This is a genomic window from Duganella rivi, from assembly GCF_009857435.1.
Taxonomy (GTDB): Bacteria; Pseudomonadota; Gammaproteobacteria; order Burkholderiales; family Burkholderiaceae_D; genus Rugamonas; species Rugamonas rivi.
Genome location: NZ_WWCK01000001.1, coordinates 946,336 through 967,316, shown reverse-complemented (window position 1 = coordinate 967,316; position 20,981 = coordinate 946,336). Strand labels below are relative to the sequence as shown.

Annotated in this window: 19 protein-coding genes; 12 read left to right on the top strand and 7 right to left on the bottom strand. The window is 61.9% G+C overall.

The window, feature by feature from the left end; translation table 11 throughout:
* Positions 1-107: 107 nt before the first annotated feature.
* From metX to GTP45_RS04470, 5 genes are read left to right on the top strand one after another with little or no spacing between them, the layout of a single operon-like run.
* Entirely contained in the window at positions 108-1,223 is a 1,116-nt protein-coding gene (metX, locus tag GTP45_RS04490) for a homoserine O-succinyltransferase MetX (RefSeq protein ID WP_229258343.1), read from the top strand.
* Positions 1,220-1,822, top strand: a complete 603-nt coding sequence (gene metW, locus GTP45_RS04485) for a methionine biosynthesis protein MetW (RefSeq protein ID WP_161012647.1) — start codon at positions 1,220-1,222, stop codon at positions 1,820-1,822. The genes metX and metW overlap by 4 nt, the downstream gene beginning before the upstream one ends.
* Entirely contained in the window at positions 1,822-3,069 is a 1,248-nt protein-coding gene (locus GTP45_RS04480; protein WP_161012646.1) for an AmpG family muropeptide MFS transporter, read from the top strand. Before metW ends, GTP45_RS04480 begins: the two co-directional genes overlap by 1 nt.
* The gene (locus GTP45_RS04475; protein WP_161012645.1) at positions 3,056-3,931 is read left to right on the top strand and encodes a M48 family metallopeptidase; all 876 of its coding nucleotides are present in this window, start codon (positions 3,056-3,058) and stop codon (positions 3,929-3,931) included. Before GTP45_RS04480 ends, GTP45_RS04475 begins: the two co-directional genes overlap by 14 nt.
* Before the next feature lies 1 nt (position 3,932).
* A complete protein-coding gene (locus GTP45_RS04470) occupies positions 3,933-4,823 on the top strand; it encodes a pseudouridine synthase (RefSeq protein WP_161012644.1) in 891 nt (296 codons plus the stop codon).
* Between the two features lie 3 nt (positions 4,824-4,826).
* Here GTP45_RS04470 and GTP45_RS04465 read toward each other — a convergent pair whose 3' ends face one another.
* Both GTP45_RS04465 and GTP45_RS04460 read right to left on the bottom strand, forming a co-directional pair.
* Positions 4,827-7,823, bottom strand: a complete 2,997-nt coding sequence (locus tag GTP45_RS04465; protein ID WP_161012643.1) for a beta strand repeat-containing protein — start codon at positions 7,821-7,823, stop codon at positions 4,827-4,829.
* 147 nt (positions 7,824-7,970) lie between these two features.
* Positions 7,971-8,744 carry an exodeoxyribonuclease III gene (locus GTP45_RS04460; protein ID WP_161012642.1) on the bottom strand — a complete coding sequence of 258 codons (774 nt, stop codon included), beginning with the start codon at positions 8,742-8,744 and terminating at the stop codon, positions 7,971-7,973.
* 76 nt (positions 8,745-8,820) lie between these two features.
* Between GTP45_RS04460 and pyrE the strand changes: the two genes are divergently transcribed.
* From pyrE to GTP45_RS04445, 3 genes are all read left to right on the top strand, one after another.
* Positions 8,821-9,498 (top strand): orotate phosphoribosyltransferase, encoded by a 678-nt coding sequence (pyrE, locus tag GTP45_RS04455; RefSeq protein WP_229258326.1) that lies wholly within the window; start codon positions 8,821-8,823, stop codon positions 9,496-9,498.
* Positions 9,499-9,572: 74 nt separating this feature from the next.
* Positions 9,573-9,944 carry a hypothetical protein gene (locus GTP45_RS04450; RefSeq protein ID WP_161012641.1) on the top strand — a complete coding sequence of 124 codons (372 nt, stop codon included), beginning with the start codon at positions 9,573-9,575 and terminating at the stop codon, positions 9,942-9,944.
* Positions 9,944-10,795, top strand: a complete 852-nt coding sequence (locus GTP45_RS04445) for an alpha/beta fold hydrolase (protein WP_161012720.1) — start codon at positions 9,944-9,946, stop codon at positions 10,793-10,795. Before GTP45_RS04450 ends, GTP45_RS04445 begins: the two co-directional genes overlap by 1 nt.
* 3 nt (positions 10,796-10,798) lie before the next feature.
* On the opposite strand, the gene GTP45_RS04440 is transcribed toward GTP45_RS04445, so the two are convergent.
* From GTP45_RS04440 to gatC, 5 genes are all read right to left on the bottom strand, one after another.
* Complete coding sequence (locus tag GTP45_RS04440; protein ID WP_229258325.1) at positions 10,799-11,920, bottom strand: M56 family metallopeptidase; 1,122 nt, start codon at positions 11,918-11,920, stop codon at positions 10,799-10,801.
* A 140-nt stretch (positions 11,921-12,060) separates the two neighbouring features.
* Positions 12,061-12,432: a BlaI/MecI/CopY family transcriptional regulator gene (locus GTP45_RS04435; protein WP_161012640.1), complete on the bottom strand. Its 372-nt coding sequence runs from the start codon at positions 12,430-12,432 to the stop codon at positions 12,061-12,063.
* A 125-nt stretch (positions 12,433-12,557) separates the two neighbouring features.
* Positions 12,558-14,018, bottom strand: a complete 1,461-nt coding sequence (gatB, locus tag GTP45_RS04430; protein WP_161012639.1) for an Asp-tRNA(Asn)/Glu-tRNA(Gln) amidotransferase subunit GatB — start codon at positions 14,016-14,018, stop codon at positions 12,558-12,560.
* Positions 14,019-14,044: 26 nt separating this feature from the next.
* Positions 14,045-15,517, bottom strand: a complete 1,473-nt coding sequence (gatA, locus tag GTP45_RS04425) for an Asp-tRNA(Asn)/Glu-tRNA(Gln) amidotransferase subunit GatA (RefSeq protein WP_161012638.1) — start codon at positions 15,515-15,517, stop codon at positions 14,045-14,047.
* Positions 15,518-15,587: 70 nt separating this feature from the next.
* Positions 15,588-15,890 carry an Asp-tRNA(Asn)/Glu-tRNA(Gln) amidotransferase subunit GatC gene (gene gatC, locus GTP45_RS04420; protein ID WP_092279424.1) on the bottom strand — a complete coding sequence of 101 codons (303 nt, stop codon included), beginning with the start codon at positions 15,888-15,890 and terminating at the stop codon, positions 15,588-15,590.
* 255 nt (positions 15,891-16,145) lie between these two features.
* Here gatC and GTP45_RS04415 point away from each other — a divergent pair, with 255 nt between their 5' ends.
* The 4 genes from GTP45_RS04415 to mrdA are packed head-to-tail and all read left to right on the top strand — an operon-like array spanning position 16,146 to position 20,980.
* Positions 16,146-17,189 carry a rod shape-determining protein gene (locus GTP45_RS04415; protein WP_072789105.1) on the top strand — a complete coding sequence of 348 codons (1,044 nt, stop codon included), beginning with the start codon at positions 16,146-16,148 and terminating at the stop codon, positions 17,187-17,189.
* A gap of 50 nt (positions 17,190-17,239) precedes the next feature.
* Positions 17,240-18,409 carry a rod shape-determining protein MreC gene (mreC, locus tag GTP45_RS04410; RefSeq protein ID WP_161012637.1) on the top strand — a complete coding sequence of 390 codons (1,170 nt, stop codon included), beginning with the start codon at positions 17,240-17,242 and terminating at the stop codon, positions 18,407-18,409.
* Positions 18,406-18,918: a rod shape-determining protein MreD gene (gene mreD / locus GTP45_RS04405; protein ID WP_161012636.1), complete on the top strand. Its 513-nt coding sequence runs from the start codon at positions 18,406-18,408 to the stop codon at positions 18,916-18,918. Before mreC ends, mreD begins: the two co-directional genes overlap by 4 nt.
* Before the next feature lie 13 nt (positions 18,919-18,931).
* Positions 18,932-20,980, top strand: coding sequence for a penicillin-binding protein 2 (gene mrdA, locus GTP45_RS04400; RefSeq protein WP_161012635.1), 2,049 nt, complete (start codon positions 18,932-18,934; stop codon positions 20,978-20,980).
* The last annotated feature ends 1 nt before the right edge of the window (position 20,981 follow it).

Genomic DNA, 20,981 nt, shown 5'->3' with positions numbered 1-20,981 from the left:
TGGTGGAGCCCATCCTCGCGGCTCCACCTTGTTAGATGGCCCGTGGGGCCGCCCCAATAAAAACTAAATCAACGATGTCATCCCTCGGATACGTTAAGCCGCAAACCATGCATTTTGCCGAGCCTTTGCGCCTGCAAAGCGGCGCGTCGCTGCGCGACTATATGCTGATGTACGAAACCTACGGCACGCTGAACGCCGACAAATCCAACGCGGTGCTGGTGTGCCACGCCCTGAACGCCTCGCACCACGTGGCCGGCGAATACGAAGGCAAACCGAAAAGCACCGGCTGGTGGGACAATATGGTCGGCCCGGGCAAGCCGCTCGATACCGATAAATTCTTCGTGATCGGGATTAATAACCTCGGCTCCTGCTTCGGTTCCACTGGCCCGATGCACACCAATCCGGCCACCGGCAAACCATACGGCGCCGCCTTCCCGGTCGTGACGGTGGAAGACTGGGTGGCCGCGCAGGCGCGCCTGGCCGATGAACTGGGCATCAAACAATTCGCCGCCGTCATGGGCGGTTCGCTGGGCGGCATGCAGGCGCTGTCGTGGTCTATCATGTACCCGGAGCGCTTGCGCCACTGCGTGGTGATCGCTTCGACCGCCAAGCTGTCGGCGCAGAACATCGCCTTCAACGACGTGGCGCGCCAGGCGATTCTGTCCGACCCTGATTATCACGGCGGCGATTTCTACGAACACGGCGTGGTGCCGAAGAACGGCCTGCGCGTGGCGCGCATGGTCGGCCACATCACCTACCTGTCGGACGACGACATGGCCGAAAAATTCGGCCGCAAACTGCGCGATATCGCCGAGAGCAGCGACTACAAGTTCGACTTCGGCGTCGACTTTGAAATCGAATCCTACCTGCGCTACCAGGGCGATAAGTTCAGCGAATACTTCGACGCCAACACCTATCTGCTGATTACCAAGGCACTCGACTACTTCGACCCTGCGCGCCTGCATGGCGGCGACCTGGCCAAGACACTGGCCGGCGTCAAGGCCAAGTTCTTCCTCGCTTCCTTCACCACCGACTGGCGCTTCTCGCCGGAGCGCAGCCGCGAAATCGTGCAGGCGCTGGTCAGCAACCGCAGCCAGGTCACCTACGGCGAGATCGATGCGCCGCACGGCCACGACGCCTTCCTGCTGGAAGACCCGCGCTACATGAACATGGTGCGCGCTTATTACGGACAGGTGTGGAAAGAGATCGAGGGCACGGTATGAACTTCAATGATTTGAGCAGCGCGCGGCCGGATCTGGCCTTCATCGCGCACTGGGTGCAGGACAAGGCGCACGTGCTGGATCTGGGCTGCGGCGACGGTGTGATGATGGACTATCTGCAAAGCGATAAGCAATGCAGCGGCTACGGCATCGAGCTGGCCGACGACAAGGTATTAGCCAGCACCCAGCGCGGCGTGCGCGTGATCCAGCAGGATATGGAAAACGGGCTAGCGCTGTTTGGCGATAACACCTTCGACACGGTGCTGTGCCTGTCGTCCCTGCAGATGATGAAGCACGTGGAAGCGCTGTTGCGCGACATCGTCCGTGTCGGCAAGGAGGCCATCGTCTCCTTCCCCAACTTTGCCTACTGGCCGCACCGCGTAGCTCTGCTGAAGGGCCGCATGCCGGTGTCGGAATCGCTGCCGTACGAATGGTACGACACGCCCAATCTGCGCTGCGCCACCATCAACGATTTTCGCGACCTGGCGGAAGAATGCGGGCTGGAAGTGATTGAATGTGTGGCGCTGGCAGAGGGGAAGCGTGTATCCTTCCTGCCTAACCTGCGCGGCGATCTTGCCGTCTTCCGACTACGAAAAAAATAATGACTCAAACATCGCCCTGGTACAGCTACATCAACGGACGCACCGTTTCCATCCTGTTCCTCGGCTTTAGCTCCGGGCTGCCGCTGTACACGCTGATCTACCTGATGCAAGCGTGGCTGGCGAAGTCCGGGCTCGATGTGAAAGCGCTCGGCCTGTTCGGGCTGGCGATGTTCCCCTACACGTTTAAGTTCCTGTGGGCGCCATTCATGGATCGCTACACCGTGCTGCCGCTGGGCCGCCGGCGCGGCTGGATGGCGCTGACGCAGCTGGCGCTGTTCGCCTTTATCGGCGGCCTCGGTATGCTGGATCCCAAGCTGGAGCTGTCGCTGATCGCCGGCATGGTGTTCCTGATCGCCTTCCTGTCGGCCAGCCAGGACGTGGTGATCGATGCTTACCGCCGCGAGATTTTGGCGGAAGAGGAGCAAGGCCTGGGCGCGGCAATTATCGTCAACGCCTACAAGGCGGCCAGCCTAATTCCAAGCGCGCTCGGTTTGGTGATGGCCGATAGCCAGCCATGGCAAATCGTGTTCTGGACTGTGGCGGCGTTCATGCTGCCGGGCTTTGTCTGCACCTTGCTGGCGAAGGAACCGGCGCTGTACGGCGAGCCGCCGAAGAATCTGCAAGAAGCGGTGGTGCTGCCGTTCCGTGAATTCATCAAGCGCGATGGCATCAAGCAGGCGATGTTCATCATCGCCTTCGTGCTGCTGTATAAAATCGGCGACACCATGTCGACTGCGCTGTCGACCAAATTCTTCCTCGATATCGGCTTCTCCACCAAGGACATCGGCCTGGCGGCCAACGCCACCGGCTGGTGGGCCAGTTTGGCCGGCGGCGCGGTGGGCGGCATCTGGATGATTAAGCTCGGCATCAACCGCGCGCTGTGGGTGTTCGGCGTGCTGCAAGCGCTGGCGATTCTCGGCTTTGCGTGGCTGGCGCAGGTCGGCCCGGATAAACTACTGCTGAGCGCCGTCTTCGGCTTCGAGGCGTTTGCCAGCCTGGGCCTCGGCTCGGCGGCGCTGGTGGCGTTTATGTCGCGCGCCACCGATCCGCGCTACACCGCCACCCAGTACGCGCTGTTTTCCAGCCTGGCTGCGGTGCCGCGCACTTTCATTAATTCGTCGGTAGGGTATATTGTTGCGGAAACCGGGTGGTTCTGGTTCTTTATCGTGTGCTTCATCCTCGCTTTCCCGGCGATGATGATGTTGCCGAAAATCGCTCCGTGGAATAGTGGACATGAAAAAGCTTAAATTGAAAGCCGTGCTGCTGGCGCTTCTGATCAGCGCCGCAGCCATGGCACAAGACGACGGCATCCCCGTCAAAAAACTGTCGCCCCTGCGCGGGCTGGCCGGTGGCGACTCACGCCAGTTCGACGAACAGTCCAAGCTGCAGTACAACCAAATGCTGGCCGAGGCGCACCAGAAGGACGCCGTCGCCACCGACCGCAATCCGCAACTGATACGCCTGCGCGCGATTGCCGGCCGCCTGATCCCGTTTACCTCGCGCTGGAACCCGGATGCGGCCAAGTGGGACTGGCAGGTCAACCTGCTGAATTCTCCGACCGTGAATGCGTTCTGCATGCCCGGCGGCCGCATCGCCTTCTACAACGGCATCCTGGTCAAACTGAATCTGACCGACGATGAAGTGGCGATGGTGATGGGCCACGAAATCGCCCATGCCTTGCGCGAGCACGCGCGCGAGCAGGCCGGCAAGAACAACGCTACCTCGCTGGTGGCGCGCCTTGCCGGTGCTGCCGGTGCGGCTTACTTCGGCCTCGATCCGCGCGTGGGCGATGCAGTCGGCAGCGGTGCGGCCAAATTCGCGTCGCTGAGTTTCTCGCGCAGCGACGAGAGCGAGGCGGACTTGGTCGGCATGGATCTCGCCGCGCGTGCCGGTTTCGATCCTCGCGCCGGCATCGCGCTGTGGACGAAGATGAGCGCCGTGAACAAGAATCAGCCCTTGCCTTTCCTGTCCACCCACCCGAGCGGCAGCCAGCGCATCGAGGACATGAACAGGAATATGCACCTGGTGTTGCCGGTGTACGCGCGCGCCAAGGGGCTCGATCCGAACAAACTGCCGGCCTACCGCTCGCTCGCGCTGCCGAAGTCCTGATATGCCGTCGCACCCGCTGCCGATGCGCGACGGTGTCGCGCCCAGCTATCTGTACCTGCCGGAGGGCGACTGGCCCGACATGATCAGCTTTCTGGTGGCGCGCTTCCCGGACGTGCCGGAAGCGGCGTGGCGCGAGCGCATGGCGCGCGGCGACGTGGTCGATGGCGCCGGCAATCCGCTGACGCCATCGAGCCGCTTCAAGCGCGGCCTGCGCATGTTCTACTACCGCGAACTGGAAGAACCGGAAACGCCAATCCCGTTCAAGGAAGAGATTCTGCACCTGGACGAGCACCTGGTGGTGGTGGACAAGCCGCACTTCCTGCCGGTGATTCCGTCTGGACGCTTCTTGCACGAGACGCTGCTGGTGCGCTTGCGTAAAACGCTGGGCGAGGAAGACCTGGTGCCTATCCACCGCCTGGATCGCGAGACGGCGGGCGTGGTGATCTTCTCGCGCAATGCCGGCAGCCGCGGCACCTACCAATCCATGTTCCAGAAGCGCGTGATCGACAAGGAGTACGAAGCCCTGGCGCCGCGCCTGCACAACGTGCAGTTCCCGTTTACCTATCGCAGCCGCATGGAGGAGGGCGACAAGTTCTTCGTCATGAAGGAAGTGGCGGGCGAGCCGAATTCGGAAACGCTGATCGACGTGATCGAGCATCGCGGCGAGCTGACCTTGTACCGCCTGTATCCGCACACGGGCCGCCAGCACCAGCTGCGCGTGCACCTGTCGGCGCTGGGCGTGCCCATTGTGAACGATGCGTTTTATCCGGTGGCGCTGCCGTGCAAGCAGGATGACGTGTCGCAGCCCTTGCAGCTGCTGGCGCGCGCCATCAGCTTTATTGATCCCCTCAGCGGCGAATGGCGCGAATTCCGCTCGCGCCGCACGCTGTAGTCATTACGAGGTTTGCGTGAACATGTCCACCGTGATGTTTTGAGCGATCAGCAGCGTCATGCTGCCGCTGCCTTGGCCATCGTGATAGATGGTGTAGCCGTTTTGCGTGCCCGCCGCGCCCCAGACAAAACTTTCGAGGTGCACCGTCGAGCCGCTGGCGCTGGCCGAGATGGTCAAGTGGTCGGCGTCGCTGAAGTTGTGCAGGCTGGCAGAGGTGGTGATGGTCAGGCTATTGGCGCCGGTGTCGCTGAAGTGCAGGTTGTCGATGCCGGTGATGCCGCTCAGCGACGACAGCGAAATCGTGTTGAGGCCACTCAGATACAGGAGGTCGGTGCCGCCGCCGGCGTGCACGGTGGCGCCGCTGGCAGTGCCGATCGTGATCACGTCAGCGCCGTTGCCGGTGGTGATATTGGCGCCGCTGGTGGCAATCACGGCGTTGTTGCCGTTGCCGGTGGTGACCGTGGCGTTTGCGCCGACCGTGATGACGGCATCGTCGCCGGTGACGATGGTGTCGTTGTTGCCGCCGAATACGGCCGCGTGGTCGCCAAGCGTGATGGTGTCGGCGCCGCTGCCGCCGAACACCGGGGTGTAGGTGTCGCTCGGGTGATAGAAGGTGACGCCGCCGCTGGCGAGGTAGTAGGCCGGCTTGGATTCGGGCAGGCTGGCAAACGGCGTGATGTTGCCTGCCTGGTCGGACAGGCGCACGCCGAAGTTGTTGCCCAACTGGGCCGAAATGCCGCTCAGGCTCCAGGTCGCCGTGCCGGAACCGGTAAAGGTGGTGCTGGCCTGCACCCAGGTCGCGCCGTGGTCGAAGGTGACTTCGACAAATTCATTGCTGAAATCCGTGCTGTCGCTAACGGCGCCGTTGATGCTATTGGCGCCGGCGCTGAAGGTGGGGGTGGCGACCACCACGGCGCTGGACGGCTCGGTGTCGACGACGAGCGGGGTGTGGATGCGGCTGATATTGCTCTCGACCCCGGCCACGGTTTGCTTCACTTCGATCTGATCCATGGCATAGGTGCCGTCTTCGAGGTCGAAGCCGTCGCCATCGCCGAGGAGCCAGTTGCCGGTCGGGCTGAGGCGGTAGTACCACACGCCTTGCGGATCCAGGCCGGTCAAGCTGATGTGGCGGTTGTTGGTGATGCCGTCGTGGTGGAGCGTCGAGCTGGAATTGGTGTCCGAGGCTGGCGCGGTGTCGGTGTAGCCAATGACAGGCGCATCCGGCGCCGAGCCGCCGGAGCTGGCGCCGGCGGTGACAAAGTGCAGCATCGGCGTATCGCCGGTGACGCCGGCATTGCCCGCGATGTCGGTGATGATGGCGCCTTGTACCGTGTAATGGGTGCCGGCGGTGAGCGGGCTGGTCAAGTTGATGGTCAGCGTCTTGCCGCTGACCGCGCTGCTCGACAGCGTGATTTCCTGCACGTTGTCGCTGTTGCTATCGTCGCTGATGGTGACGATGGTGCCGTTGGCAATCGCGATGTTTTCGTTGAAAGTGAAGGTCAGCTTGGTCAAGCCGGTGCTGACGTCGATCTCGTCTTCCAGCGGCGCCGAGGTCGATAGCACCGGCGCGACATTATCGACGGTCACCGAGGTAGTGCCGCTGGCGGCCGCCGTGTTGCCGGCCACGTCAACAATGCGCGCGGCCAGCGTGTGCGCGCCTGCGGCCAGCGAGTTGAGATTGATATCGACCGTGGTGCGCTGGGCCGGGTTGTACTGGTTGATGCTGAAGTAGTCGTCGCCGTAGTACAAGTCGCTGGACTGGATCACATAGCTGCCCACCACCGCCGAGCTGTGGCTGGTGTCGACGATTTCGATGGTGTCGCCGGCGTGGAAGCCGTGCAGGCCGGCCACGTTCAAGGTGACCTTGCTGGCGCTTTGCGTAATGCCGTCGCTGGACGAGACGCCGCTGTCGGTGCTGCCCGGCAGCGTTAGCGCGTGGCCGGACAGCGATACCGTGCTGGTGATCAGCTTGTAGCTGGCCGATGCCACCTCGCTGGTGTTGCCGGCGCCGTCGGTCACGCGCGCCAGCACTTGGCGGTCGCTGCCGGTCAGCAGATTGAGCTTGGTGTTGCTCGACCAGGTGCCGTTGGCGGCGCTGGCATTGACCCAGGTGGTGCCGCCGTCCACCGACACTTGCACCACCTGGCCGCTTTCCAGCACGCCGCTGTAAGTGCCGCTGATGGTTTGGGCAGCCGTTTTGGTGATGCGGTCGCTAGTGCTGCTGCCGGTGTCGGCCGAAAGCGTGAAGTTGCTGCCGACCTCGATTTCGATCGGATGGTTGCTGTAGGTGTAGCTCTGGCTGGCCGTGGCGCTGCTGCCGCCGGCCGTGTTGCTGACGCGCGCCAGCAGCGTGCCGTGGAAGGAGCCGCCGCCGGCCTCGGTCAAATTATCTTCATTGACCTCTTCGCTGTAGCTCCAGCTCTTGTTGGCGCCCAGCGTGGCCTTGTGCCAGCTGGCGCCGTTGTCGAGCGACACTTGCACGAAATCGTTGGCGCCCAGCGTGCCGGTGTAGGTGCCGGTCAGGGTCTGGTCGAGCGTGGCGGTGACGTAGTCGCTGCTGTTGGTGCCGGTATCGACAAAGTGCAGGGTGGATGCCACCACAGCCGTTGGCGTCGCCACCGTGGCGGCGCTGCCGCTGGCCACAAAGGTAAACAGTTTGGGCGAAGTGATGGCGGCGTTCCCGTCCGTGTGGCCATCGGCGTCGATCACGCTGCCCATGCCCATGGTGACGCTGTAGCTGAGGCCGTTCTTGAGGGCGCTCGACAGGGTGATGGTGAGATCGTTGCCGTTGTAGCTCAGACTGCTGTTACCGGCGTCGAGGATGCGCTGGTCGGTGGCGCCGACCAGCCGCGTGGCCAGTCCGCTCGTGCCCACATAAGTCTGGAAGAAACCGTCGCTGATGACAATGCTGGGGTCGCCGGGAGAAATGGCGCGGTCGAAATGCAGGACGACAGTGGCGTTGTTGGACGAGGTAACGGACTGCAGGACAGGCGAGCTCATGGTGTTTTCATCGTTATACTGGGCGAAGCATCAATGATAACAATGAAACACACTTATTTCTGATTAGATAATTCCATAGACCCTAACTTGTGCGGCGATACAACGAACTTGCTGCGCCCGCAACGGCAGGCGCAGCGAAGTGGGTACTTACAAGGCGCCGTATTCGATGGTCAGCGGCGCGTGGTCGGAGAACTTTTCTTCCTTGTAGATGGCAACGGTGGTGGCCTTGGCGGCGATGCCCGGAGTCGCCACGTGGTAGTCAATGCGCCAGCCGACGTTCTTGGCGTAGGCCTGGCCGCGGTTGCTCCACCAGGTGTATTGCTCTTCGCGCGGGTCGAGGCCGCGGTGCACGTCGACGTAGCCGACTTCGTCAAAGATGCGGGTCATCCATTCGCGCTCTTCCGGCAGGAAGCCGGAATTTTTCTTGTTGCCTTTCCAGTTCTTCAGGTCGATCTCTTTGTGGGCGATGTTCCAGTCGCCGCAGATCACCACTTCGCGGCCTTCCGCGTGCAGTGCCTGCAGGTGCGGCAGGAACAAGTCCATGAAGCGGAACTTGGCTTCCTGGCGTTCCGGGCCGGACGAGCCGGACGGGCAGTAGACCGAGATCACCGTCAGCTTGCCGAAGTCGCAGCGCACGTAGCGGCCCTCGGCGTCGAATTCCGGCGAGCCAAAGCCGATCACCACGCGATCCGGTTCGATCTTGCTGTAGACGCCGGTGCCGGAGTAGCCTTTTTTCTCGGCATAGTGGAAGTGGCCGTGGTAGCCGCCCGGGTTGAGGAATTCCGGCGTCATGTCCGGCGCTTGCGCCTTCAGTTCTTGCACGCAGACGAAGTCGGCGTCCTGCTTGGCCATCCAGGTGAAGAAGCCTTTGGAGGCGGCGGAACGGATGCCGTTCAAGTTGGCGGAGATGATTTTTGGCATAGAAGATTCAGGGCAGAAAGTACGGAATGCGCTAGTGTAGCGGTAAAATACGGGCACTTTAAAGAAATGAGGCTTCATGATGGGTAATACCACTTCGTTACGTCAGGAATTTATCGCGTTTTCGGTCAACACCGGTGTGCTGCGCTTCGGCGAATTCACTACCAAGGCCGGCCGCCAGTCGCCGTACTTCTTCAACGCCGGCCTGTTCCATGACGGCGCCACGCTGGCTCAGCTGGCACAGTTCTACGCGCAAACGCTGCTCGATTCCGGCGTGCAGTTCGACATGCTGTTCGGCCCGGCCTACAAGGGCATCACGCTGGCTTCGGCCACCGCCGTGGCGCTGGCCGGCAAGGGCCGCAACACCTCGTTCGCCTTCAACCGCAAGGAAGCCAAGGATCACGGCGAAGGCGGCACCATCGTCGGCGCCAAGCTGCAAGGCAAAGTGGTGATCATCGACGACGTAATCTCGGCCGGCACCTCGGTGCGCGAGTCGGTGGAAATGATCCGCGCCGCCGGCGCCGAACCGTGCGCCGTGCTGATCGCGCTGGATCGCATGGAGCGCGCCGGCAAGGATGGCCAGATGTCCGAGCTGTCGGCCGTGCAGGAAGTGACCGAGAAGTACGGCATCCCGGTAATTTCGATCGGCAACCTCGACGACCTGTTCAGCTTCCTGAACGGCGCCGGCGCCGATCCGCAACTGGCACAATACAAGGATGCAGTGGCCGCTTACCGCACCCGCTACGGCATTGCCTAATTAGCTATATTGCTAGACTTTGATATTTCTATCGTGTAACCTTCTTAGGGTAGGAGACCATAAAAAGGTAGACCATGAATATCGCAACACTCAAGGTACACGGTGACGACGACGGCCTGGCGGACATCCGCGATGGTCTGCCGACCGAGCCGCACGGCGACTGGCAAAAGGGCGACGTCAAGCCCGATGGCCGCGTGCGCATCGATTCCGGCTTTTACGTCGCCATCGGTACCGAGCAAGATCCCAACGAACTGCTCAAGCAGATTCGCTTCTACCTCGGCGAATGCCGCGCGCGCGGCATTCACTTCGAACGTTCCGATGTTGATGCCGAACTGCGCGTGTCCTTCCCCTGCGATCAGGGCGCAGCGACGCCTAGCATCGACTTCTCGCTGGCCGATATGACCATGCTGGTAGAGATGGGCATTAATCTCAGCATCACCGCTTGATGCGGTTCTCCGAAGACCGGCTCACCGAGTTCGCTGCCGGGCAGGGCGCGCGGCGCCGTGTCCATGTGTGGGAACCGGCTGCGCCGCGCGCGGTCATCCTCGCGATTCACGGCGGCATGGCGCATGGCGGCGACTACGTCACGCCGGCGCTGTACTTCCGCCAGCACGGCATTGCGACGGTGGCTTACGATTTGTGCGGCCATCAGGATGCGCGCCGGGTCGACATTCCCGGTTTTGATGTATTCCTCGATGACAGCCAGCTGTTCCTGCAATGGGTCAAGCAGCAGTATCCCGGCTTGCCGATCTACGTGATGGGCCACTCAATGGGCGCGCTGATCGCCACCCACCTGGGCTTGGGCCATTTCGCCGGCGAGGCGGCGATCAAGGGCTACATCATGTCCTCGCCGTACTACGTGAATGCGATCAAGGTATCGCCGATGCTGCTGGCGCTGGCCGGCGTGCTGGGCGCGCTCGCGCCGCGCATGAAAGTGCCGCTGGAATCGCTCACGCATCAACTGACGCACGACAGCAGCATCACCGCGCGCCACTACGACGATGAACGCGATGCGATCCGCGCCACTGAAATCACCGTCCGCTTCGGCAACGCGCTGACCAAGGCGCAGCAAGGACTGGCGGCGCGCATGCCATCATGGACGCAGCCGCTGTTTGCGGTAGTCGCTGGCGCCGACCAGTTGGCTGACGCTGACGCGGGCGAAGCGCTGCTGAAATCCGTGCCGCCGCACCTGCTGACCTACCAGCGCCACCCGCAAAACTTCCACGAAAATTTCAACGAGCTCAATCGCGAGCAAATCTTTGCCGACATCCTGCGTTGGATGCCGGCCCAGACCTAAGCCTTATTCCAAGACCCAAACGTACTGCAGGCGCGTCCACGATTCGATGGCTTTGCCGGCTTTTGTGGCGGGCTTGAAGGTGCATTTTTCGATGGCGGTGCGCGAGGCTTCATCGAGGTCGGTGTGGCCGCTGGAACGTTCGACTTTCGAGTTCTTCACTTTGCCGCTGGTGCTGATCAGGAAGCCCAGATGCACGGTGCCGGTGCGCGACTCTGTGATGGCCGCCTGCGGGTATTCCGGCTTGGCGCATGTCTTGAAATCAACGATCGCCGGCATTTTGCCGGAGACGTTTTTATCGGCAGCCGTGGCCTCCGCGTAAATCGACAAGCAGGACAGCGCCATGCCCAGCATGGCAAGCGCCGCTTTCCAGTTCAAGGCCTGCGGGGCAGGACGCAGCAGGTGTTGGATACGCATCATCAGGTTTCCTCCGTTGGCCGCTTGGGCCAGTTGGTGAGTAGAGAACTGGAGCCGCTCCAGTTCGGACAGTGCAAGCGCCAGACGCCGCGGTTCGCCTAGCTGCCTTGCGGCGACATCGTCTGCTATCAGCTCGCGCTCAATACGGATGCGGTTCGAAATCCACCACACGGCCGGGTGGTAGAACAGCAGCGTTTCGATCACGTTCTGCAGCAGGTTAATCAGGTAGTCGTGGCGCTTGATGTGCGCCATTTCGTGCGCCAGCAGCGCCTCCAGCAAATCCGGCGGCATGCCGCCCACCAGCGCGGCCGGCACCAGCACCACGGGACGCCACCAGCCGGCCGTGATCGGACTACTCAGCGTATCGACCACGCGCAGGCGCACCTCGCGCGTGATGCCGAAGCGCTGCGCCAGCCGTGCGAGATCGGTTTCCCAGCGTAGTTGATCGTGGCGCTGGCAAGCCGATGGCTGCTTGCTGGTGCGGTCGATCCACAACAGCCCGGCCGCCATGCGCAGCGCTAGCGCGGTGGCGCATAGCGCCCACAGGCCGACGATGCCGCGCAGTGAATCACGCAGGCTAAACCAGGCATCTGCATCGCCGACAGCATCCGCGTGCCACGGCAGGCCGGCGATGCTGGCGCTAGAAGCCGCTGCCTCGCCTGCGAGGCGCTGGCATAACTCCAGCGCTGGCCAGCAAAGGCAGGCCAGCAAGGCACTGCAAGCGATGATGTAGCGGTACTCGGCGCGGCTATTGCGCAGCAGCGCAAGCGCGATGGCGGTGGCGCAGCCGATCAGCTAGCCTTGCCAAACGAATTGCATCAGCGTCAGCCCGAGGGCGAAAATGAAGGCGCTCATTTCTTCTCTTCCTTCAGCAGCTTCTCGATTTCTTCGCGCTCTTTTTTCGAGATGCCGGAACGGAGCGCCGCCAGCACCAGCGCCTTGGCCGAGCCGGCGAAGGCTTTTTGTACCAAGTCCTTGAGCAGGCTCGATTGCAGCGCAGCCTGCGCTTGCGCCGGTGCGTAGATGTGCGAGCGCTGGCTCTCGTCGCGGGTCAGGATGCCCTTGGTATGCATGATCTGCATCAGGCGCAGCACGGTGCCATAGGCGAGATCCGGCTTATCGGCCAGCATGGCTTCGTGGACTTGCTTGGCGGTGGCCGGGCCGAGAGGCCACAGTGATTGCAGCAGCTCTAGCTCGGCGGCGGTCGGCTTTGGAATACTCATGACATCTCCCTCAATGCGGTAGATGTAGAATATTCTGTCTAGACAAAAATGTATACTTTAATTTTTGAGGCGAAAAAAAGCCCCGCGAGCGTGAGCCGGCGGGGCGTTTCTTTAGGCCGAGAGAATTAGCCGGCCAGCTTTGCTTTCAGCAGTTCGGTCAGCTGTGCCGGATTGGCTTTGCCGCGCGAGGCTTTCATCGCTTGGCCGATCAGGGAGTTGATCGCGGCTTCTTTACCAGCGCGGTACTGCTCCACCGACTTCTCGTTGTTGGCAATGACTTCGTTGACGATGGCTTCCAGCGCGCCGGTGTCGGAGATCTGCTTTAGGCCTTTCGATTCGATCAGCGCGTCGACCAGATTGTCGTCTTCCGATTTCGCTGCCCACATGTCGCCGAACAGTTCTTTCGCGGTCTTGTTGTTGATGGTGCCGTCGGCGATACGCTTCAGCATCAGCGCCAGTTGCGCAGGCTTGACCGGCGCGTCGGCGATGTCCACGCCTTCGCGGTTCAGGGTCGACGAGACGTCGCCCATCAGCCAGTTGGCGGCGGCCTTGGCGTTTTCTTTGCCCGCTGCATCCACCACGGCCACGAAGTAGGTCGCCATCGCTTTCGATGCGGTCAGCACCAGCGAGTCATATTCCGGCAGCGCGTATTCGCTGACGAAGCGCGCGCGCATGGCGGCCGGCAGTTCCGGCATCGACGCTTTCACGGTGTCGATCCACGCGTTGGAGATGACCAGCGGCGGCAGATCCGGGTCTGGGAAGTAGCGGTAATCCTGCGCGTCTTCCTTGCTGCGCATTTCGCGCGTTTCTTTGCGGTCTGGATCGTACAGGCGGGTTGCTTGCACCACTTTGCCGCCGTCTTCAATCAGTTCGATCTGGCGGCGCACTTCCACGTGCACGGCTTCTTCGATGAAGCGGAACGAGTTCAGGTTCTTGATCTCGCAGCGGGTGCCGAATTCTTTCTGGCCTTTTGGGCGCACCGATACGTTGATGTCGCAACGGAAGGAGCCTTCCTGCATATTGCCGTCGCAGACGCCCAGCCACATCACCAGCGAGTGCAAGGCTTTGCAGTACGCGACTGCCTCAGCGGCGCTGCGGATCTCCGGCTCGGAGACGATTTCCAGCAGCGGCGTGCCGGCGCGATTCAGGTCGATGCCCGACATGCCTGCATAGTCTTCGTGCAGCGACTTGCCTGCGTCTTCTTCCAGGTGGGCGCGGGTCAGGTTGACCGTCTTGGTGACGAATTCGCCGTCCTTCTCGTAGCCGAAGGTCATCGAGCCGCCTTGTACTACCGGATCTTCGAATTGGCTGATCTGGTAGCCCTTCGGCAGGTCGGGGTAGAAGTAGTTTTTGCGGGCGAAGATCGATGCCGGCGCAATCTTGGCGCCAACGGCGAGGCCGAAGCGAATCGCGCGGTCTACCGCTTGCTTGTTCATGACCGGCAGCACGCCAGGCAGCGCCAGGTCAACCGGGCTGGCTTGGGTGTTGGCTTCGGCGCCGAAAGTGGTCGGCGAGCCGCTGAAGATTTTAGATGCGGTAGTGAGCTGCACGTGGTTCTCAATACCGATGACGACTTCCCATTCCATATGATTCTCGCTGTATTCGTTATTTTTTAGATGCCGGCCGGAGCGCGGGTGTGCCAGTCGGTCGCTTGCTGGTAGGCGTGAGCGACGTTCAGCAGCTTGGCTTCACCAAAGTGTTTGCCGATGATTTGCAGGCCGACCGGGCGATCTTTCGCGCCAAAGCCCACAGGGATCGACATGCCAGGCAGACCGGCAAGGCTGGTCGACAGGGTGTAGATGTCAGCCAAATACGCCGCTACCGGATCATCCGATTTATCGCCCAAGTCCCACGCCACGGTCGGCGCCACTGGGCCCATGATGACGTCGCATACTGCGTCCGGGCCGTTCAGCACTTTCTCGAAATCCTGCGCGATCAGGCGGCGGATTTTTTGTGCCTTCAGGTAGTAGGCATCGTAGTAGCCGTGGCACAGCACATAGGTGCCGACCATGATGCGGCGCTTCACTTCATTGCCGAAGCCCTGGTCGCGGGTCTTGCGGTACATGTCTTGCAGGTCTTTGTAGCCTTCTGCGCGGAAGCCGTAACGCACGCCGTCAAAGCGCGACAGGTTGGACGAGGCTTCGGCTGGCGCGATCATGTAGTAGGCAGGGATCGACAGCGCGGTATTCGGCAGCGAGATGTCGACTAGGGTCGCGCCCAGTTCCACATACTTCGCCAGCGCGGCGCGCACTGCATCTTCCACGTCTTTCGACAGGCCTTCACCGAAGTATTCTTTCGGCACGCCGATGCGCAGGCCGGTCAGCGGCTGGCCCAGTTCACGGGTGAAGTCTTCGTCCACGCCGCCCAGTTCCGGCGTCAGCGAGGTCGAATCGCGTTCGTCAAAGCCGGCCATGGCGTTCAGCAGCAGCGCGCAGTCTTCCGCGGTTTGCGCCATCGGGCCGCCTTGATCCAGCGACGATGCAAACGCGATCATGCCGAAGCGCGATACGCGGCCGTAGGTCGGCTTGATGCCGGTGATGCCGCAGAACGCGGCCGGCTGGCGGATCGAACCGCCGGTGTCGGTGCCGGTCACGGCAGGCGCCAGGCGCGCCGCGACAGCAGCAGCGGAACCGCCCGACGAACCACCCGGCACAGCTTTTTTATCCCACGGATTTTTCACCGCGCCGAAGGCCGAGTTTTCATTGGCCGAGCCCATGGCGAATTCGTCGCAATTCAGCTTACCCAGCGTGACCATGCCGGCCGCGCGGAACTTCTCGACCACGGTGGCGTCGAATGGGCTGACGTAATCGGCCAGCATTTTCGAGCCGGCGGTCGAGCGCCAGCCCTTGGTGACGAAGATATCTTTGTGTGCGATCGGCACGCCGGTCAGCGGGCCGGCGGTGCCGTCGGCGATACGTTTGTCGGCTTCGGCGGCTTGCGCCAGGGTCAGGGCGCGGTCGACGTGCAGGAAGGCGTTCAAGTCGCTCTTCTCGATGCGGTCGAGGAACTGGGTGGCCAGTTCGGTCGCGGTAATCGCTTTGCTTTGCAGGAGGGCGGACAGCTCTTTAATGGTTTTGGTGTGCATGGCGTTTCAGTTAATTCGTTGCGTCCCCAGCGTCATTCCGGCCTGCGCCGGAATGACGGCGGCGGTATTTTTAGTCGATCACTTTCGGCACCAGGTACAGGCCGTCCTGGGTCTTCGGTGCGACGGTTTGATAGTCGTCGCGGCGATTTGGTTCGCTGGCCACGTCTTCGCGCAGGCGCAGGGCGATGTTGTTCATGTGCGCCGCCAGCGGGTGGCTCAGCGGGGCGACGCCGTCGGTGTCAACCGCCTGCATCTGCTCGGCCAGCGCAAAAATGCCATTCAGTTGCTCCAAAGCGGTAGCGCTCTGCTGCTCGCTCATCTCAAGTTGGGCCAGTTTGGCAATGCGTGTTACGTCGGATAGGGTCAGGGACATGGCGGGATTAATTGTAATATTGATAAAAAACTTGAATTTCTGCCTATTCGCCTTCAACCACCGGCGAATGCCGCTTAAATCGCGGCCTCAAGCACCACACTTTTGCGTGGATTTTCGATAAATCACAGTCAAATTATAAGGTAGAATGGCGGGTTGATGCGTTGTCGGCGCTGAATCATTGCTGCCGCCGCATTTCGGACAGAATTTTTTACTCAACGGTTTACGCGCACACTGGTAGCGCCACAGGACACTTTAATGTTTGGTTTTTTACGTCGTTACATTTCCTCCGACCTGGCCATTGACTTGGGCACGGCCAACACCCTGATCTACGTTCGCGGCCAAGGCATCGTTTTGGATGAACCTTCGGTAGTCGCAATCCGCCAGGAAGGCGGCCCGAATGGCAAGAAGACCATTCAAGCAGTTGGTAAAGAAGCAAAGCAGATGCTGGGCAAAGTTCCTGGCAACATCGAAGCGATCCGCCCGATGAAAGACGGCGTGATCGCCGACTTCACCGTCACCGAGCAAATGCTGAAGCAGTTCATCCGCATGGTGCACGACTCCAAATTCTTCCGTCCATCGCCGCGCATCATCATTTGCGTGCCTTGCGGCTCGACGCAGGTGGAACGCCGCGCGATCCGCGAATCGGCACTGGGCGCCGGCGCCTCGCAGGTGTACCTGATTGAAGAGCCTATGGCAGCAGCCATCGGTGCCGGCCTGCCGGTGTCGGATGCAACCGGCTCGATGGTGGTCGACATCGGTGGCGGCACCACCGAAGTGGGCATCATCTCGCTGGGCGGCATGGTCTACAAGGGTTCCGTGCGCGTGGGCGGCGACAAGTTCGATGAAGCCATCGTCAACTACATCCGCCGTAACTACGGCATGCTGATTGGCGAACAGACCGCGGAAGCGATCAAGAAAGCCATCGGTTCGGCCTTCCCTGGCTCCGAAGTCAAGGAGATGGAAGTCAAGGGCCGCAATCTGTCGGAAGGTATTCCACGTTCGTTCACCATCTCGTCGAACGAGATCCTGGAAGCGCTGACCGACCCGCTGAACAACATCGTCTCGGCCGTGAAAAACGCGCTGGAACAAACCCCGCCAGAGCTGGGTGCGGACATTGCCGAAAAAGGCATGATGCTGACCGGCGGCGGCGCGCTGCTGCGCGATCTGGATCGCCTGCTGATGGAAGAAACCGGCCTGCCGGTGCTGGTGGCGGAAGATCCGCTGACTTGCGTGGTGCGCGGTTCCGGCATGGCGCTGGAGCGGATGGACCAACTGGGTTCGATCTTCTCCTACGAATGATCTGACGAAACGGGGCCGCGAAACAGCGGCCCCGATGCTTATTGGAAGTCATGGAATACAGTCCTCCGCCACTTTTTAAGCAAGGCGCCTCGGCCCGGGTCAAGATGACGGTGTTCGCGTGCATATCGATTGCACTGCTGCTGGTTGACTCGCATATGCGGACTCTGACGACGGTACGGCAGGTTGCCGGTACCGTGCTGTATCCGCTGCAAATGGCGGCCTTGCTGCCGCGCGACGCCATCTACGGCGTCGGCGATTATTTCTCTACTTTGTCATCGATGGAAAAGCAGGTGCGCGAGTTGCGCCGCCAGCAGATCCTCAGTTCGCAGGCTTTGCAGCAGGCGCAGTTGCAGGCTGCCGAGAATGCGCAGTTGCGCCGCCTGTTGGACGCGCGCCAGCATTTGCCGGTGAAGTCGATGCTGGCCGATGTGCTGTACGACGCGCGCGATGTCAACAGCCGCAAGATTATTCTCGATCGCGGCACGCGCCACGATGTGACGCTTGGCTTGCCGGTGATCGACAACCAGGGCGTGGTGGGCCAAGTCACGCGCGTGTTCCCGTTCACCTCCGAGGTAACGCTGCTGTCCGACAAGGAGCAGGCGATTCCGGTGCAGCTGCTGCGCAATGGCTTGCGTAGCGTGGCTTATGGCCGCGGCAAGGCCGGCAACCTGGAGCTGCGCTTTACTGCGCCGAATGCGGATATCCAGGTGGGCGATATCGTGGTGACTTCTGGACTGGACGGTGTGTATCCGGCCGGTCTGGCAGTGGCGCGTGTGACGCAGGTGGAGAACAGCGCCGGTGGTTCGTTTGGCGGTGTGATTTGCCAGCCGCTGGCCGGCATCATGAACAACACGCAGTTGCTGATTTTGATGTCGACGCCGGAGATGCCTGCGCGTCCGGCAGATGAAGAGCCGCGCGCACTGCGCAAGCACAATAACAAGATGGCGCCGATTAAGGACGTGCCGAAAGAGGGCGCTGAAGGTCAGCCTGCAGCCGGTGCTACACCTGCTGCCACCACCGCACCTGCCGCCGCTGCGCCCAACGGTGCGCCCGGCCTGATGCCGGTGATGCCGCCGCCACCAGCGCCCGCGCCGAAGCCTGCCGCCACCGACGCCGCAGCGGCCACGCCGGCAGCGACGCCGCCCGCCGGCGCCAAGCCTGCCGCTGCGACTGCGCCTGCCGCGCCGCACGCCAATCAATCCAAGGAGCCGGCACGATGAATCGTCCGCACTATATTCTGCTGCCGGTTAGCCCGCTGTTCATCGCGTTTAGCTTGTTCTGCGCCTTCCTTCTGAACCTGCTGCCGTGGGGCCAGTTCGTCGGCGTGCCCGATTTCGTGGCGCTGCTGCTGGTGTTCTGGGGCGTGCACCAGCCGCGCAAGGTCGGCATCGGCACCGCCTTCTTCCTCGGCCTGCTGATGGACGTGCACGACGCCACGCTGCTCGGCGAGAACGCGCTGTCGTACACGCTGCTGTCCTACTTCGCCATCATGCTGCATCGCCGGATGCTGTGGTTCCCGATCTGGACGCAAGCCATGCACGTGTTTCCGCTGCTGCTGATGGCGCAGTCGGTGCAACTGGTGGTGCGCTTCTTCGTGTCCGGTAAATTCCCCGGCTGGTTCTACTTCATCGAAAGCGTGGTGGCATCGGCCCTGTGGCCGCTGGCGACCTGGCTGCTGCTGGCGCCACAACGCCGCGCGGTAGACCGCGATCACACCCGCCCGATCTGACTGCGCGCTTAGCATGACTGAAATTAAGGACAATCAGCGCGAACTTCAACAGTTCCGCCTGCGCCTGACGGTGCTCGGCGGGCTGGTGTTTTTCTGTTTCGGCTTGCTGCTGCTGCGCTTCATCTGGCTGCAAGTCGTGAAGTACAGCGACTTTGCCGTGAAGGCGGAAGAGAACCGCATCGCCATCGTGCCTATCGTGCCGAATCGCGGCTTGATCCTCGATCGCAACGGCGTGGTACTCGCGCGTAACTACTCGGCTTTCACGCTGGAGATCACGCCGTCCAAGCTGCACACCACGCTGGATGAAGCGATCGACGAGCTGTCCAAGCTGGTGACGGTGGATATCAAAGACCGCAAGCGTTTTAAAAAACTGCTCGATGAATCCAAGGGCTTCGAAAGCGTGCCGCTGCGCACCCGCCTCACCGACGAAGAAGTCGCGCGCTTCACCGCGCAGCGTTTCCGCTTTCCCGGCGTCGAGGTGCAGGCGCGCTTGTTCCGCCAGTATCCGCTGGGTGAAACCGCATCGCACGTGATCGGCTACATCGGCCGTATTAATCAATCCGAAATCAAGGCCATCGAAGCCACCGACGACGGCCCGAATTACAAGGGCACCGACCATATCGGCAAAGAGGGCCTGGAAAAAAGCTACGAGAAGCAGCTGCACGGCCAGACCGGCTACGAGGAAGTGGAAGTCTCGGCCGGCGGCCGCGCCATCCGCACCTTGTCGCGCACCGCTGCTACGCCGGGCAATAACCTGATCCTGTCGATCGACATCGAACTGCAAAAGGTGGTGGAAGAAGCGTTCGGCGAATGGCGCGGCGCGTTTGTCGCCATCGAACCGGAGACCGGCGACATCCTCGCCTACGTCTCGCGTCCCGGCTACGACCCCAACCTGTTCGTGGACGGCATCGACTCGCAAAGCTGGAATGAACTGAATACTTCTCTTGATCGCCCGATGGTCAACCGTCCGTTGTCCGGCACCTACGCGCCGGGTTCCACGTTCAAGCCGTTCATGGCGCTGGCGGCGCTGGAGCTGGGCAAGCGCAATGCGGCCCAAGCCTATCCTGATCCCGGCTACTTCTACCTCGGCGGCCACAAGTTCCGCGACGATAAAGTGGGCGGCCACGGTAACGTCGACTTGCGCCGCTCGGTCATCGTCTCCTGCAATACCTACTACTACCAGCTTGGTAACGACATGGGTATCGATGCGATTACTACTTTCATGAAGCCGTTCGGCTTCGGTGAAAAAACCGGCATCGACCTCGATAACGAAAAGACCGGTGTGCTGCCGTCCAAGGAATGGAAGCGCAAACGCTTCAAGGGCAATGCCGGCAAGTGGGTCGGCGGCGATACCATCTCGGTCAGTAACGGTTCCGGCTTCAACTCGTACACGCCGCTGCAGATCGCTCACGCCATGGCCAACCTGGCCAACAACGGCATCGTGATGAAGCCGCACCTGGTCAAGATCGTCGAAGACGGCGGCACCCGCGCGCGCAAGCTCACCGTGCCGAGCGAAAGCTACCGCATTCCGCTCAAGCAGGAAAACATCGACATCATCAAGAGCGCGATGGTGGGCGTGAACTCGGAGCCGGGCGGCACTGCCTACCGCGCCTTCGCCAACGCTGCCTACACCTCCGGCGGCAAGACCGGCACGGCGCAGGTGGTGGGCATCAAGGCCAACGAGAAGTACAACGCCGCCGCACTGGCCGAACGCCTGCGCGACAACGCCCTGTACACCGCCTTCGCACCGGCCGACAAGCCGAAGATCGTGGTTGCCATGGTGGTGGAAAACGCCGGCTGGGGCGCGGAGATTGCCGCGCCGATCGCGCGCAAGGCTCTCGACTTCTATTTGCTGGGCAAGCGCCCAGCGGACAAGGAAACCACCAAGGTGCCGAAGGAAGACGCGGTCGAATTCGTGCCGATTGAAGACCCGGAGGCCGCCGAAGCTGCCGCCGCTGCGGCCGAGGCACGCCGCGAACCGGCGCCTGCACCGGCGCCGCCGCCAACGCCGGCCGCCGCACCTGCACCTGCGCCGGTTGCGCCGGCACGGAAGAAACAATAAG